Source organism: Tepidamorphus gemmatus, from assembly GCF_004346195.1.
GTDB lineage: Bacteria > Pseudomonadota > Alphaproteobacteria > Rhizobiales > Tepidamorphaceae > Tepidamorphus > Tepidamorphus gemmatus.
The window spans coordinates 185,174-200,304 of the sequence record NZ_SMAK01000004.1 but is presented as its reverse complement, the minus strand read 5'-3'; the positions used below and the strand labels follow the sequence as shown (position 1 = coordinate 200,304).

The following is a 15,131-nucleotide window of genomic DNA, read 5'->3' as shown; positions in this document are numbered from 1 at the left end:
TGTCGGGAGTATGTAGTCGTCGATGATGTGTATACATTGACCGGTGTGGTCTCGGCGGACGGATCCGCCGAGACGATGCCGCGGACAGGAGGCGGACGGCAGATCCGCTCAGGGGAGGAGACGACGCATGGCGCCAGTCGGCATCCGCGACGTTCGCAAGCGGTTCGGTACGACCGAGGTTATCCACGGCGTTTCGATCGACATCGCGGATGGCGAGTTCGTCGTGCTGGTCGGACCTTCCGGCTGCGGCAAGTCGACGTTGCTGCGGATGATCGCCGGCCTCGAGGAGATCACCTCGGGCGAGATCACCATCAACGGACGCGTGGTGAACAATGTCCCGCCCAAGCAGCGTGACATCGCCATGGTGTTCCAGAACTACGCGCTCTACCCGCACATGAAGGTGTTCGAGAACATGTCGTTCTCGCTGCGCCTCGCGAAGGTGGATCAGGCGACGATCCGCCGCAAGGTCGAGGAAGCCGCCAAGATCCTCAATCTGACCGAATACCTCGATCGCTATCCCCGGCAGCTCTCCGGCGGCCAGCGCCAGCGCGTCGCGATGGGCCGGGCGATCGTGCGCGACCCGCAGGTTTTCCTGTTCGACGAGCCGCTATCCAATCTCGACGCGAAGCTGCGCGTAGCGATGCGCACCGAGATCAAGGAACTGCATCAGCGGCTGAAATCGACCTCGATTTACGTCACCCACGACCAGATCGAGGCAATGACGATGGCGGACCATATCGTCGTGATGCGCGACGGCATCGTCGAGCAGATCGGCGCGCCGCTCGAGCTTTATGACAATCCGGTGAACACGTTCGTCGCCGGGTTCATCGGCTCGCCGGCGATGAACTTCGTCAACGGCAGGGTCGAGAGCGAAGGCGGCAGGCCAGTCGTCCGCCTCGCCGGCGGCATCGCGCTGCCGTTGCCGCCGTCGGTCACCGTCGGCGAGGGGACCGCGGTGACCTACGGAACAAGGCCGGAGCATCTGCGTCTTGCCGGAGACGGCGACGGGCTGGAGGCCGAGGTGGTGGTCGTCGAGCCGACCGGCGCGGAGACGCTGGTCGTGACCCGTGTGGCAGGCCAGGAACTGCTCGCCTCGTTCAAGGAGCGGCACGCCCTTCGGCCCGGCCAGACGATCCGGCTGATGCCGGATCTGTCCTGCATCCATCTGTTCGACGCCGGCAATGGCAGGCGCCTGTCCGCCTGATGCTGCACGCGACGTGTTGTTTGGCACGGTCCGCACAGACCGAAACGGGAGGAAAGCAATGTTCGACTTGACGCGACGCAGACTGCTGCTGACCGGCGCCGGGCTCGGCGCGCTCTCGCTGGCCTCGCCCTTCCTCGGGGCACACCGCGCCAGCGCACAGGCGATGACCAAGCCGGAAGACGGTGCCGAGATCACGCTGCTGCGCTGGAAGCGTTTCATCCAGGCCGAGGAAGACGCCTTCATGGCGCTGGTCGACAACTTCATGAAGGCGACCGGTGTCAAGGTGAGCGTGCAGAGCGAGTCGCTCGACGACGTGCAGCCGAAGGCCTCGGTGGCGGCGAATGTCGGTCAGGGGCCGGACATGGTCTGGGGCCTCTACTCGCTGCCGCATCTTTTCCCGGACAAGCTTGTCGATCTGACCGACATCGCCGAGAGCCTCGGCGCCAAGTATGGCGGCTGGGTCGATTCGGCCGTGACCTATGGCAAGTCCGGCGACAAGTGGATCGCCATCCCAATCGCCTACAACGGCAACTACATCAATTATCGCCAGTCTGCGGTGCAGAAGGCGGGCTTCCAGAGCGTGCCGGAGGATACCGACGGCTTCCTTGAGCTGATGAAGGCGCTCAAGGCGCAGGGGACCCCCGGCGGCTTCGCCCTCGGTCATGCTTCGGGCGACGGCAATGCGTGGACGCACTGGGCGCTCTGGGCCTTCGGCGGATCGCTGGTCGACGAGAACGACAACGTCATCATCAACTCGCCGGAGACGCGGGCGGCCTGCGAGTATGTCAAGCAGATCTACGAGGCTTCCGTCGAGGGCACGGCATCGTGGAACGACGCCTTCAACAACAAGGCGTTCCTGGCAAGCGAGGTCTACCTCACCAACAACGGCATCTCGATCTACGCGGCCGCCAACGCGGAAGCGGCGAAGGGAACGGCCGGCATGAAGGAGATGGCGGAGGACATCAACCACGCGCTGTGGCCGATCGGGCCTGCCGGCAAGCCGACCGAGTTCCACATCGCCTATCCGATGATGATCTTCCAGTACACGAAGTATCCCAACGCCTGTAAGGCATTCATCGAGTTCATGATGTCGCCCGAACAGTATGACCCGTGGCTCCAGGGCGCTGTGGGCTATCTCACGCAACCGCTCAACGCCTATGAGAACAATCCCGTCTGGACGTCGGATCCCAAGCGTACCGTGTTCCGTGACGCCGCGAAGCGGACGCTGACCGCCGGCTACAGGGGGTCTGTGGGCGAGAAGGCGGCCTCGGCGCTGGCCGAGTTCATCGTGCTCGACATGTTCGCCAACTATGCGACGGGCCGCGAATCGCTCGACGGTGCGATCAAGCAGGCCGAACGTCAGGCGAAGCGCATCTATCGCTGAGGCCATTCGGGCACCGGGCGCGGCTGCGCCCGGTGCCATAACGTCGCGCGTGAGGAGAACAGATGACCGACGCCGCAATGGGCACACGTCCCATACCGGGCGAACCTTCGGCCTGGACGCGCCTGAAGACGAACCGCAACTGGCTGGGCTTCTGGTTCATGATTCCGGCCGCGGCTTTCCTGCTTCTGTTTCTCGCCTATCCGTTGGGGCTTGGCATCTGGCTGTCGCTGACCGACGCGCGCATCGGCCGGCCGGGCCAGTTCGTCGGCCTCGAGAATTTCGAATGGCTATCCGACGACCCGGTGTTCTGGCTGTCGGTGTTCAATACGCTGCTCTACACGGGCGTCGCCAGCGTCTTCAAGTTCGCGATCGGGCTCTATCTGGCGATCCTGCTCAACCATCATTTGCCCTTCAAGGCATTCCTGAGGGCGATCGTGCTGTTGCCGTTCATCGTTCCGACGGTCTTGTCGGCAATCGCGTTCTGGTGGATCTACGACCCGCAGTTCTCGATCATTTCATGGACACTGCGCCAGCTCGGCCTGATCTCCAGCAACATCGACTTCCTCGGCGATCCATGGAACGCCCGCTGGTCGGTGATCTTCGCCAACATCTGGCGTGGCGTGCCGTTCGTCGCCATCACGCTGCTGGCGGGATTGCAGACCGTGCCGCCCTCGCTCTATGAGGCCGCGACCATCGACGGTGCCTCGCGCTGGCAGATGTTCCGCCACATCACCTATCCGCTGCTCACGCCGATCATCGCCGTGGTGATGACGTTCTCGGTGCTGTTCACCTTCACCGATTTCCAGCTGATCTGGGCGATCACCCGCGGCGGTCCGGTCAATGCGACCCATCTGATGGCGACGCTCAGCTACCAGCGCGCGATCCTCGGCGGCTATCTCGGTGAGGGAGCGGCGATCGCCACTGCGATGATCCCGTTCCTGCTGGCGGCCATCATGGTGTCGTGGTTCGGGTTGCAGCGGCGCAAGTGGCAGCAGGGAGAGGCCGATGACTGAGACGGCGACGGCCAACGGCAATGGCGCCATCGCCCGGTGGCGCGCGCGGCGACGCGAGCGCAAGGCGGAGGAGCAGTTCCAGTCGGGGATGGACTACCTGATGTCGACCCCGCGCAAGGTGGTCACGGTCTACATCCCGCTGTCGATCATCGTCATCGTGCTGCTGTTTCCCTTCTACTGGATGGCGATCACCGCGATCAAACCGAACCAGCAGCTGGTGAACCTCGACGTCGTCAATCCGTACTGGGTCTCGGAGCCGACACTCGACCACATCAAGGCGCTGCTCTTCGACACGCCCTATCTGCACTGGATGTGGAACACGATGCTGGTCGCCATCGTAGCCACCTTCCTGTCGATCGTCGCCAGCGTGCTGGCCGCCTATGCCATCGTCCGCCTGCGCTATCGCGGCGCGCAGTGGATCGGCGGCGCGATCTTCCTCGCCTATCTGGTGCCGCCCTCGATCCTGTTCATTCCGCTGTCGATCATCGTCGTGAACTACGGGCTCTGGGATACGCCGGTAGCGCTGATGTTGACCTATCCGACGATCCTGATTCCTTTCTCCACCTGGTTGCTGATGGGCTACTTCAAGTCCATCCCGTTCGAGCTCGAGGAATGCGCGCTGATCGACGGGGCGAGCCGGTGGCAGATCCTGACGAAGATCATCCTGCCGCTTGCCGTGCCGGGCCTGATCTCGGCGGGTATCTTCGCCTTCACGCTGTGCTGGAACGAATTCATCTACGCGCTCACCTTCATCTCCACGCCGCAGAACAAGACGGTACCGGTCGCCATCGTTTCCGAGTTCGTCGACGGCGACATCTATCGGTGGGGTTCGCTGATGGCCGGCGCTCTGCTCGGCTCGGTGCCGGTAGCGATCGTCTACATGTTCTTCGTCAACTACTACGTCTCCGCGATGACCGGGGCGGTGAAGGAATAGACGCGCGATGCGGATCGGATTTGTCGGCCTCGGCGCCATGGGGCTGCCCATGGCGCGCAATCTCGTTGCGGCGGGCCATGATGTCGCCGGGTGTGACATTCGCCCGGAGGCGCAGGCGGCGCTTGCGGCAGCCGGCGGCCGCGCCGCAGCCGCGCCGGCCGACGCGGCCCGCGACGCAGATGTCCTGATCCTCATGGTCGTCAATGCCGATCAGGCGGATTCCGTGCTGTTCGGAGAGGGCGGGGCCGCCGGTGCGCTGCCATCCGGTGCCGTCGTGGTCGCCTCGTGCACCCAGCCTGCAGACCGCGCCAGGGCGCTGGCCGCCCGCCTCGAAGCCCTCGGCCTTCTCTTCCTCGACGCGCCGGTATCAGGGGGCGTGGTGGGAGCGGAACAGGGAACGCTGTCGATCATGGCGGCCGGCTCCGATGCCGCCTTCGACAAGGCCCGGCCGGTGCTCGAAATCCTCGGCAAGGCGGTCTGGCGCATGGGCTCGGAGCCTGGTCTCGGCTCGATGATGAAGACCGTGAACCAGCTCATGTGCGGCGCCCACATCGCCGTGGCTGCGGAGGCGATGTCGCTCGCTGCCCGCGCCGGACTTGACCCGCGGCTCGCTCAGGAGGTGCTTATGGCGGGGGCGGCCGCGAGCTGGATGCTCGGCAACCGCGGCCCACGCATGTTGCAGTCCGACCCGCCGGTGACCAGCGCGGTCGACATCTTCGTCAAGGATCTCGGGATCGTGCTCGAGGCTGGCCACATGCTGAGGACGGCGCTGCCGATGGCGGCGGCGGCGCATCAGATGTTCCTCGGCGCCTCGGGCCTCGGTCATGGCGCTGAGGATGACTCGCAGGTGCTGAAGGCCTATGAGGCGCTGAGCGGCATTTCGGTGCCGCGCTTCAGCGATGACTGAACCAGAAGTTGCCGATCACCGGAGGCAGACATGAGCAAGGAACGGGTGGGTTTCATCGGCGTCGGCCTGATGGGGCACGGCATGGCAGCCAATCTGATCGACAAGGGTTGGCCGCTGACGATCATGGGGCACCGCAACCGCAAGCCGGTCGACGATCTCCTCGCCCGCGGTGCGCGCGAGGCCAGGACCCCGCGCGAGGTGGCGCAGAACTCCGACATCCTGTTCATCTGTGTCACCGGCACCCCCCAGGTCGAGGCCCTGGTGCGCGGCCCTGACGGCATCCTCGAGGGCGCCCACGACAAATTGGTGGTCGTCGATACCTCCACCGCGATCCCGGACTCGACCATCGCGCTGGCGGAGGAACTGAAGGCGAAGGGAGCAGCGATGGCGGATGCGCCGCTCGGCGGCACGCCGGTCCAGGCCGCCGCAGGCGAACTGTCGGCCATGGTCGGGGCCGATCCGGAGGTGTTCGCGCGCATCGAGCCGGCCATCCGTGCCTGGGCGGCGAGGGTGGTGCATCTCGGGCCCGTCGGCTTCGGCCACAAGATGAAGCTTCTCAACAATTTCCTGTCACTCGGCTACGCTGCCATCTATGCCGAGGCGCTCGCCGTGGCCCGCAAGAACGGTATCAGCGTCGCCACCTTCGACAGCGTCATCCGTGGCAGCCGGATGGATTGCGGATTCTATCAGACATTCATGGGCTATGCGCTCGAGGGCAATCCCGAGGCGCACAAGTTCACGCTCACAAACGCCCACAAGGACATGCGCTACCTGGCGACGATGGCCAACGAATCCGGAATAGCCAATCATATCGGCGCGGCCGTGAAGAACATGTTCGCGTTTGCCGAGGGGATCGGGCGCGGTCAGGATTACGTGCCGTTGCTCGCCGACATCGTCGCCGAGGCGAATGGCGTGAAGATCGAGAAGTAGACGCGCCGGACTCCGGATCCGGCCGCGGCGCCGATCACCGCAGGAAACACATTCTTCACTCGCAGGTGAGGCCGGTCTGCTAGACTCGCAAGCGGATTCGCTGAGGGAGCCTTGCTGATGAACGGTCGAACTCCGGGGGTGCTGGCAGTTGCCCTGGCCGCGTTCATGATGGCCGCATGCGGCGACATCGGAACGCGCGGCCCGGCGCCCACGAATCCCGAGTGGGGCGCGGGACTGCCGCCGGCGATGGGCGATCTTCCGACGCTCGGCAGCCCCGGCGATCCGCCTCGCGCGCCGTACTGATCGGCCCCGGAACGCGGCTGTCCCGCTGCCGGGTGGTCGGGACAGCCATCGCGTCCGCGCCAATCGCGGTGCTGGCACGGACGGTGCGGCTTGGCGCAAGGCGCCGGGGCTGCCGCGGTCAGGCGTCGACGTCGCCGCCTCTGACTGCTTCGGTTTGCGCAGGCTTTCAGTAGGTTGCCCGGCCTCCGGAGATGTCGAGAACGGCTCCCGTGGTGAAGGAGCATTCGGGCGAGGCGGCGAAGGCGACCAGTGCGGCCACCTCCTCGACCGTGACGAAGCGTCCGCGGGGGATCTTGGCGAGCATGTAGCCGATATGTTCTTCCGACATCTGGTCGAAGATTGCGGTGCGGGCCGCCGCCGGCGTCAGGCAGTTCACCGAGATATCATAGCCCGCGAGTTCCTTGGCGAGGGACTTGGTCAGCGCGATCACACCGGCTTTCGACGCCGAGTAGGCCGAGGCGTTCGGATTACCCTCCTTGCCGGCGATCGAGGCGATGTTGACGATCCGGCCATAACCCGCGGCGATCATCGCCGGTACCACGGCCCGGCAGCAATGGAAGGTCCCGCCGAGATTGATCGCCATGATGCGGTTCCATTCGTCCACCGGATAGTTCCAGGTGACGGCGTTCATCCCGGCGATGCCGGCATTGTTCACCAGGATGTCGATGCGTCCCTCACGGGCCAGCACATCGTCGCGCGCAGCCTCGACCGAGGCGAGGTCGGTGATGTCGACCGCCAGCGCCCGCGCGGCCGGCCCGATTTCTGCGGCGGTGCTGCCGGCGCGTTCGGCATCGCGATCCAGGATGACGACATGTGCGCCCGAGGCGACGAAGCGCTCCGCCACGGCGCGTCCGATGCCTTGCGCGCCACCGGTGACGATCGCGGTCTGTCCGTTCAGGTCGTACTGGATAGGCATGTGTCTCCTCGGGTGATTGGCGGGCGCCGGCGATCAGGCCAGGCGGTCCCAGGCCTTGATGAAGAAGTCCGGCGCGCCGAAATTTCCGGATTTGAGCGCCAGCACCAGATCGCGTCCGTCCAGTGCCCGTGTCCAGGGCACGCCCGGATCGATCTCGGGGCCGATCTCGAGCATCGCGACGCCGAGTGCGCCGACGACGGCGCCGGAGGTCTCGCCGCCCGCGACGATCAGCCGTGTCACGCCGGCCTCGACCAGTCCCATGCCGATGGCGGCGAGGCTTCGCTCGACGAGTTCGCCCGCCTGCGCCCGGCCAAGGACCGATTGGACGTCGCGCACAGCCTCGGGTTCGTCGCTGGAATAGACGAGGATCGGGTGTAACGGGTCCTGTTCGGCTGCCCAGTCCAGGACGGCTTCGACCGTCTGGCGCCCGTCGGCGAGCGCTTGCGGTTCGATCCGGAGTGCGGGGAGGCCGGCTTCGATGGCGGTCTTCACCTGTGTTCTCGTCGCCTGCGAGCAGCTTCCCGCCACGATCGCGGCGCGGCCGGGCGGCGCTTTGATCGTTCGGGGCGGTGGACTGGGGGCAAGCAGGCCTGCGCGTGCGAAATTGTCCGCAAGACCGATGGCGATGCCTGATCCGCCTGTGATCAGCGGCATGTCGGCGACCGCGGTCCCGATCTCTCGCAAGTCGCGGTCGGTGATGGCGTCGACGATCAGCATCCGTTCGCCACTCCGGGCCGCTGCGGCAATCGCCGTCCTGATCGCCGCGGCGCCCTGGTGTACGACGGGGAAGGGGATCAGCCCGACCTTCGAGGCGGTCTGACGCTGCAGGACGCGCACGAGATTGGAATCGCGCATCGGGGTCAGCGGGTGGTCCCGCATCGGGCTTTCCGCGAGGGGCTGCTGGCCGACGAACAAATGGCCCATGTAGATGGTCCGCCCGTTTGTCGGAAATGCGGGGCAGGCGATGGTGACCGCCGCACCGGTCTCTGCCATCAGCGCGTCGGTGACCGGTCCGATATTGCCCTCGTCGGTCGAATCGAACGTCGAGCAGTACTTGAAGATCAGCTGGCGGCAACCCGCCGCGCGCAACGCGCGGGCGGCGGCAACCGAAAGGCTGACCGCTTCGGCGGCGGGTATGGTGCGCGACTTCAGCGCCACCACGACCGCATCGAAGTCTTCGAGACGGTGTGCGTCGTCGGGGACGCCCATCACCTGAATGGTCCGCATGCCCCCGGCGGCCAGCATTAGCGCGAGATCCGTCGCGCCGGTCAGATCATCGGCGACGGCGCCGATCAACATCGTGTCCCCCTTTCACCGGCCACGGCCAGGCCAGCCTTCGGCAATTGCACGTCCGCGCCCTTGCGTATACGTTATTGCATACGTTGATCCAGACGCGTTCGCAACCCGGCCAGCGATATAGCATGATCCATCGAAATCACATGACCCGTCGCAGGAGCGCGGACAGGATGCAGTCGGCGGATTTCGATTGCGTCGCAGCCGTCAGCAGGAGGGGCGCGTGACCGGCGACCGCCGCTTCCGCATTGCCGTGATTCCCGGCGACGGTATCGGCGCCGAGGTGATCGGACCATGCCTGGCAGTGCTGGAGGGAGCGCTCGGCCGCGTCGGCGGTCCGCGGCTCGACCCGGAGATTCTGGCGGCCGGCGCCGGCACCTATCTGGCGCAGGGCACTGCGCTGCCGGAGCGGACTCTGGCGGCGGCGCGCGCCGCCGATGCAATCCTCCTGGGCGCTGCCGGGCTTCCTGACGTGCGATATCCCGACGGCACCGAGATTGCGCCGCAGATAGAACTGCGGTTCCTGCTCGATCTCTATGCGGGAATCCGGCCGATTCGCTCCATTCGCGGCGTTCCGACGCCGTTGGCGGATCAACGCGCCGCCGCCCTCGACTTTGTCATTGTTCGGGAGTCCACCGAGGGTCTGTTCGCCTCGCATGGCAAGGGGCGCGTCAGGGGCGACGCGGAGGCAGAGGACCGGCTGCGGATTACCCGGCGTGGAACCGCGCGGGTGTCTGATGCCGCGCTGAGGTTGGCGCGATCACGCAAGGCTGCCGGCGGCGCGGGGCGCGTGACCTGTGTCGACAAGGCAAACGTCTTTGCGTCGATGGCCTTTTTCCGCAAGGTGTTCGACGAGCGCGCGCGTCAGTTCCCCGACCTGTCGGGTGATCATCTGTACATCGACGCCGCGGCGCTCGAGATGGTCCGCGCGCCGTGGCGGTTCGACGTGATCGTCACGGAGAACATGTTCGGTGACATCCTCTCCGATCTCGGGGCCGGCTTGATCGGCGGCATGGGGTTTGCGCCATCCGCCGACATCGGCGATGACCACGCGGTGTTCCAGCCTTGCCACGGCACCGCGCCGGACATCGCGGGGTCGGGCAGGGCAAATCCGACCGCGATGTTCCTGTCGGGCGCGATGATGCTCGAATGGCTGGCCGAGCGACATGGCGAACCGCGCGCCGCCGAGGCGGCCTCGCTCGTGCGTCAGGCGGTCGATGCGGTCTTCGCAGACGGCATGCGGACTTGGGAGATCGGCGGGACGGCCGGAATCCGCGAAGTCACCGATGTCGTCCTCGCGCGGATTGCGGTGACGGGCGCCCCTGACGACCCGATGCCCGCTTCCCCTTGACTTTTCCGCCCGTGTGTCGGAAACGCCAGCGTACCGGCACGGCTTCCGGCCGGGCCGCTCGTTGCGCGTCGGCGACCACAGAAGGAGCCGATCACATGGATTTGCCTGACACCACCGTGCAGGGCGGATAGCCGATGCCGGGCGAGGCAGCGTGCGGGCCTGCCGTCGGCGCAACCCTGATCATCGGCGCAGCGGGCTTCCTCGGCCGTCACATCGCGCGCAGGCTGACCGCCGAGGGCATCCCCGTCGTCGGACTTGGCAGCCGCCGGCCCGGCGACATACCGTTCAGCCGCTTTCATATCGGCCGAACGGAACTGACAGGTTTGCTGGACGAAGCGCTGGAAGGCTGTACCAACGTCGTCTTCGCCGGCGGCACGACCCGCCCCGGCGCCCCGATGCGCACGATCGGCGCGGAGCTTGCAACCGAGGCAGGCCATGTCATCGACGTGGCCGAACTTTGTGCTCTGCGCGGCGTCGCACGCTTCGTCTTCCTGTCGTCCGGCGGCGCCATTTACGGGCGGACGGATGCGACGAGGATCGAGGAGACCCATCCCACCGAGCCGATCAGCAACTACGGCCTCGCCAAGCTCGTCGCGGAGCACGGCCTTCGACTCATCGGCCTGCGGTCGGGCATGCGGGTGATTTCGCTCAGGATCGCCAATCCCTACGGTCCGGGCCAGACGGTCAGGGGAAGCCAGGGGTTCGTGGCGGCGGTCGTCGGCGCGGCGCGCGGGGAACAGACGCTCGAGATCTGGGGCGATGGCAGTGTCGTGCGCGACTTCGTTTACGTGGACGACGTAGCCGAATCCGTCATTCTGGCGCTCATGGCGGACGTGCCGTCCACGGTGATCAATATCGGCAGCTCCGTCGGAGTGTCGCTCGTCGAACTGCTGGCAACGTTTGAACGCCTGTCCGGCTGCCGGATGACACCTGTCTTCCTGCCGGGACGTGGCGTCGACGTGCCGCGGGTCGTTCTCGATATCGGGCGGGCCCGGGCGCTGCTCGGCTGGCAACCGGCACATAGCCTCGAGCGTGGGCTGGCGCTGACCATAGCCGCCGAGAACCTTGGCCATCCTCGGGAGACAGCCGATCCGGGGAGCGGCTGACGCCGGCGCGCCGGCATTGGCCAATTTGCTCTGCGACTGATGGACATCGCTCAGCCGGGATAAGTGGAGGGAGCGCAGCGGGTGAGGACCTTGAGGCTCGTAGACGGTGCCTACCGGGACAACTGGCTCGGCCTGGATGCGTTGCTCGCGCTGCCCGACGCAGTGGGCCAGATTGCGCTGCGATTCTATCTGCCGGAGCGGGAGGGGGCGCCGGCCGAAAAGCTCGTGACCGTGGTGCACGACGGTTTCATGACGTGCTGCCGGGTAGCGCGTGGACAGTTGACCGAGGTTGTCGTCCCCTCGAGCCAGTCCCGCCCCGGTGTCGTGCGCGTGCTGGCGGAGTATCCGGAGCCGAACATCGACAGCCGGCCGCTTGGAGTCTTGCTGGCGCAGGCAGCACGCGACGGCAGCGGCAGCAACCTGCCGATCGCCTTCGGTCCGGAGCGGAACGCCGAGGTCGCCGTCGCGCCCGAGCTACCGGATTTCTGGATCGTCGGGCGTATCTTCGACCGCCAGCACTATCTTCGCGCCCTTGCAGGCGAGGTCATTCACCACGATCCCCTGGTCCATTTCCTGGCGTTCGGCCGCTATCGCGGGCTTACTCCGGCGCCCGGATTCGCGGCGGGCGCCCGGGAGCCGTCGGCTGGCGCAGCACACGCAGCCTTGCTCGAGGAGGCCGAGCGGCTGGAGTGGCTGCGTCGCGCGCGCGAACTGTTGTCCGCCGTCGGGGTGAGCGGTCCGAGTATCGATGACGAACATTTCTCGCGATATGTGATCTGGCTGTTCGACCCGGATGCCTATCGCCAGACCTGTGGGCTGGCGGCCGATGCGACTCCGGTCGAGCTGCTGACCCGTTATCTCGCGATCGACTATCCGCGCGGGACGGCGCCGGGCCCGCTGTTCGACGCCGGTCACTATGCGGCGGAGCTTAGCCGACTCGGCATGTGCTGCCCGGCCGGCGAACCGCCATTCCGCCATTGGCTGAAAGTCGGCGTCCAGCGCCGGATTTCGCCGACGCCGCTGTTCGATGCAGCGGAATATCTGGCGCTCAATCCCGAGCTCAAGACCTATCCGGACTGGCTGTTCGACCATTGGTTGCGATACGGCATCAAGGAAGGCCGGGCATTCGACAGGAATCTGGCGTTTGCCCGGGATCGCCATCAGCTCCCGGAATCAGGGTCTGCGGAGGCGCGGTGGGATGCGATCCGGCGCCTGTCGCGCGCCCCCGGCGCGGCGACAGATCTGCACGCCATGCGAACGGCACGGCGTTCGGACGCCTTTCGCGGTCTGGTCGAGGCAGCCGCGGCCATCGATCCGAACGTGCCCGCCGTCGACGCGCTGACAACGTCAATGTTGCCGCCTTTCCATGACGAAGATTACGCGGCCTTCCGCAGGGTCGTCGACGCCCTTCCGGCGGAGGGGTGCGACGCGCTCGTCCTGATGCCATTCGGCAAGCTCGGTGGCGCGGATTTCGTCGCGGGGGTGCTGACGACCACGTTGCACGAGAGCAGGGCGAGGACGGTGGTCCTGCGGACCGACGCCGAGGATTGGGTACGTGCGGACTGGTTCCCCCACGAGGTAACCTCGATCGACATCTCGTCCCTGCTGCCCTCACAGCCGCCGCGGCTCCGCCAGCGGATCCTCTACGAGGTGATCCGCCGGCTGGCTCCCAGGGCCGTCTTCAACGTCAACTCGCGGCTCGCCTTCGACACATTCGTGACCTACGGTGCCCGTCTGCGGCTGATGACCGATCTGTATTGCTACTACTTCTGCGCAGACCGTACACCGGACGGGCGGGAGGCCGGCTATCCCGTGTGGTACTTCGCGCCGCTCCTGCCGAACCTGACCGGGGCACTCATCGACACGCGCTATCTCGCCGACATTCTCACCGAACGGTATGCGCTGGGGCCCGAGCAGGCCGCAAAACTGCACGTGCTGTACACGCCAGCCATGCAGCAACCTCCAGCCCGTCCGCTCGTCGAGGCGCAGCTTGCCACGGCAGCACGGCGGCGCAAGCCGGTGGTCCTGTGGGCCGGCCGGCTCGACCGGCAGAAGCGGTTCGACATCGTCGTCGACGTGGCCCGCGCGATGCCGGACGTCGATTTCCGGTGCTGGGGCACGGCCGTCCTCGACGAGGCGCCCGACCTTTCGGCGCTTCCTGCCAACCTGACGCTGAAAGAACCATTTCGCAATTACGATGAACTGCCGCTCGCAGACTGCGACGGCTGGCTGTACACAGCCGACTGGGACGGCATGCCGACGATCCTCATCGAGATCGGTCAGATGGGTGTTCCGATCGTTGCGACCGCGGCGGGAGGCATTCCCGAACTTGTCGATGAGGATACCGGATGGCCCGTGCCGGTTGGAGCCCCTGCCGCGGTCTATGTGGAGGCCCTGACGTCGATGCTCGCCAATCCTGAGGAGCGGCGCCTTCGTGCCACCAGGCTGTGCGACCGGGTTCGCAGCAGGCACACCCGCGAGACCTATACTGCAGGTATCCGGGCGATGATCGGGGAGACCGGCGATGCCTGACATCACCGTCGTTCTCACCGCCCACCGCGAAGGCGTGCTGGCCGGGCCGACGGCGCGCAGCGCCTGCGCGGCCATCGAGCATGCGCGATCGAGCCGGGGCCTGTCGATCGAGGTGATCGTCGTCCTCGATCGGCCGACCCGTGACACGCGTCAGGTTCTAGAGCACGGGCTGTCGCGGCTGCAGGAGGTGCCGGTACGTGTCCTCGATGTCGAGACCGGCGATCCCGGCCAATCGCGCAACATCGGGATTGCAGAAGCGGCGGGCAGCTGCAGCACGTTTCTCGACGGTGACGACCTGTGGTCACAGAATTGGCTGTCGGCAGCATGGGATCTGATCGAGGCGCGGCCCGATGCTGTCGCCCAGTCCATGTGCAACGTCGTCTTCGGAGAGTATACTGCGCTGTGGTGGCACGTCGATTCCGAGAGCGGCCTGTTCGATCCGGATTATCTTGGCTGGGCCAATTACTGGGACGCGATGTCGTTCGCCCGCACCGACATCTACCGGCGCTTCCCGTTCAAGGCTAACGATCTAAAGCTCGGATTCGGCCATGAGGACTGGCACTGGAGCGTGGTGACCTATCAGGCCGGTATTGCGCACAAGCCCGTTCCGGGGACGATCCACTTCAAACGGCGCCGTTCCGGTTCGCAGATGAGCCTGGTCGAGAGCGCGGGTGGGGTCGTATGGCCGTCGGGTCCATTGAAGGACCTGTCCGACGAACGCGCATGACGACCGTCCGGAAGAGGATCCTGCATGCGGGCGAGCACAGGACGGGCTCGACCAATCTGCACAAGGGGCTGTCTGCGGAACGCGCGCATCTGGCCGGACAGGGGATATGGTATCCGAAGGCATTCGTCTCGATCTTCGGGCATCACAGGATCGCGGCAACCCTCCAGTGGCAGATCCACGAGAAGGCGATGGCGCAGGTGCGGTAACCTGCGACTGAACTCTCGTCCGGTCGAGCCTGGACCGAAGTTGCACCGGTAGAACGGCGCGAAGGGCCAAGGAGTGTCGACTGGCACGCACGTAAGTCCGACCCGGCGTGCCTTCCCCCTTGGCCCGAACCGCCGCCCCAGAGCGATCAATCAGCCCATGCCATCGCTCTTGGCGTTCGGCCTCTTCGCCAGGGTCGCCTCGTTCTGCCTTGCGCGCATGGCCGTGGCCCGATCCCAGACTGCGAGGTATTGCTGCTGCGAGGCGATGTCGTCCTCGGATAGACACTCGGTCCAGTCGTGGCCGCCTGTAGTGCGGCGACGATCC

The 15,131-nt window shown here is 66.1% G+C and carries 14 protein-coding genes; 12 read left to right on the top strand and 2 right to left on the bottom strand.

What is annotated here, in order from left to right; genetic code table 11:
• Window positions 1–127 precede the first annotated feature (127 nt).
• The 7 genes from EDC22_RS08410 (at window position 128) to EDC22_RS08380 (ending at window position 6,675) form a co-directional block, all read left to right on the top strand.
• Entirely contained in the window at window positions 128–1,204 is a 1,077-nt protein-coding gene (locus EDC22_RS08410; RefSeq protein ID WP_132806193.1) for an ABC transporter ATP-binding protein, read from the top strand.
• Between the two features lie 58 nt (window positions 1,205–1,262).
• Window positions 1,263–2,588, top strand: coding sequence for an ABC transporter substrate-binding protein (locus EDC22_RS08405; RefSeq protein WP_132806192.1), 1,326 nt, complete (start codon window positions 1,263–1,265; stop codon window positions 2,586–2,588).
• A 62-nt stretch (window positions 2,589–2,650) separates the two neighbouring features.
• Window positions 2,651–3,601 (top strand): carbohydrate ABC transporter permease, encoded by a 951-nt coding sequence (locus EDC22_RS08400; RefSeq protein ID WP_132806191.1) that lies wholly within the window; start codon window positions 2,651–2,653, stop codon window positions 3,599–3,601.
• 88 nt (window positions 3,602–3,689) lie between these two features.
• Window positions 3,690–4,535, top strand: a complete 846-nt coding sequence (locus EDC22_RS08395; protein ID WP_245499698.1) for a carbohydrate ABC transporter permease — start codon at window positions 3,690–3,692, stop codon at window positions 4,533–4,535.
• 7 nt (window positions 4,536–4,542) lie between these two features.
• Window positions 4,543–5,442 (top strand): NAD(P)-dependent oxidoreductase, encoded by a 900-nt coding sequence (locus tag EDC22_RS08390; protein WP_132806189.1) that lies wholly within the window; start codon window positions 4,543–4,545, stop codon window positions 5,440–5,442.
• Window positions 5,443–5,472: 30 nt separating this feature from the next.
• On the top strand, window positions 5,473–6,372 hold the full coding sequence (locus tag EDC22_RS08385; protein WP_132806188.1) for an NAD(P)-dependent oxidoreductase: 900 nt from the start codon (window positions 5,473–5,475) through the stop codon (window positions 6,370–6,372).
• A gap of 117 nt (window positions 6,373–6,489) precedes the next feature.
• Window positions 6,490–6,675 carry a hypothetical protein gene (locus tag EDC22_RS08380; RefSeq protein WP_132806187.1) on the top strand — a complete coding sequence of 62 codons (186 nt, stop codon included), beginning with the start codon at window positions 6,490–6,492 and terminating at the stop codon, window positions 6,673–6,675.
• A 166-nt stretch (window positions 6,676–6,841) separates the two neighbouring features.
• Here EDC22_RS08380 and EDC22_RS08375 read toward each other — a convergent pair whose 3' ends face one another.
• Complete coding sequence (locus EDC22_RS08375; protein WP_132806186.1) at window positions 6,842–7,591, bottom strand: SDR family oxidoreductase; 750 nt, start codon at window positions 7,589–7,591, stop codon at window positions 6,842–6,844.
• A 33-nt stretch (window positions 7,592–7,624) separates the two neighbouring features.
• On the bottom strand, window positions 7,625–8,890 hold the full coding sequence (otnK, locus tag EDC22_RS08370; RefSeq protein WP_132806185.1) for a 3-oxo-tetronate kinase: 1,266 nt from the start codon (window positions 8,888–8,890) through the stop codon (window positions 7,625–7,627).
• Window positions 8,891–9,107: 217 nt separating this feature from the next.
• On the opposite strand from otnK, the gene EDC22_RS08365 reads away from it, so the two are divergent.
• The 5 genes from EDC22_RS08365 (at window position 9,108) to EDC22_RS08345 (ending at window position 14,806) form a co-directional block, all read left to right on the top strand.
• The gene (locus tag EDC22_RS08365) at window positions 9,108–10,235 is read left to right on the top strand and encodes an isocitrate/isopropylmalate dehydrogenase family protein (RefSeq protein ID WP_132806184.1); all 1,128 of its coding nucleotides are present in this window, start codon (window positions 9,108–9,110) and stop codon (window positions 10,233–10,235) included.
• 134 nt (window positions 10,236–10,369) lie between these two features.
• The gene (locus tag EDC22_RS08360) at window positions 10,370–11,341 is read left to right on the top strand and encodes an NAD-dependent epimerase/dehydratase family protein (RefSeq protein WP_132806183.1); all 972 of its coding nucleotides are present in this window, start codon (window positions 10,370–10,372) and stop codon (window positions 11,339–11,341) included.
• Between the two features lie 81 nt (window positions 11,342–11,422).
• Window positions 11,423–13,873, top strand: a complete 2,451-nt coding sequence (locus EDC22_RS08355; protein ID WP_132806182.1) for a glycosyltransferase family 4 protein — start codon at window positions 11,423–11,425, stop codon at window positions 13,871–13,873.
• Window positions 13,866–14,600 carry a glycosyltransferase family 2 protein gene (locus EDC22_RS08350; RefSeq protein ID WP_132806181.1) on the top strand — a complete coding sequence of 245 codons (735 nt, stop codon included), beginning with the start codon at window positions 13,866–13,868 and terminating at the stop codon, window positions 14,598–14,600. Before EDC22_RS08355 ends, EDC22_RS08350 begins: the two co-directional genes overlap by 8 nt.
• A complete protein-coding gene (locus EDC22_RS08345) occupies window positions 14,597–14,806 on the top strand; it encodes a hypothetical protein (protein WP_132806180.1) in 210 nt (69 codons plus the stop codon). Before EDC22_RS08350 ends, EDC22_RS08345 begins: the two co-directional genes overlap by 4 nt.
• The last annotated feature ends 325 nt before the right edge of the window (window positions 14,807–15,131 follow it).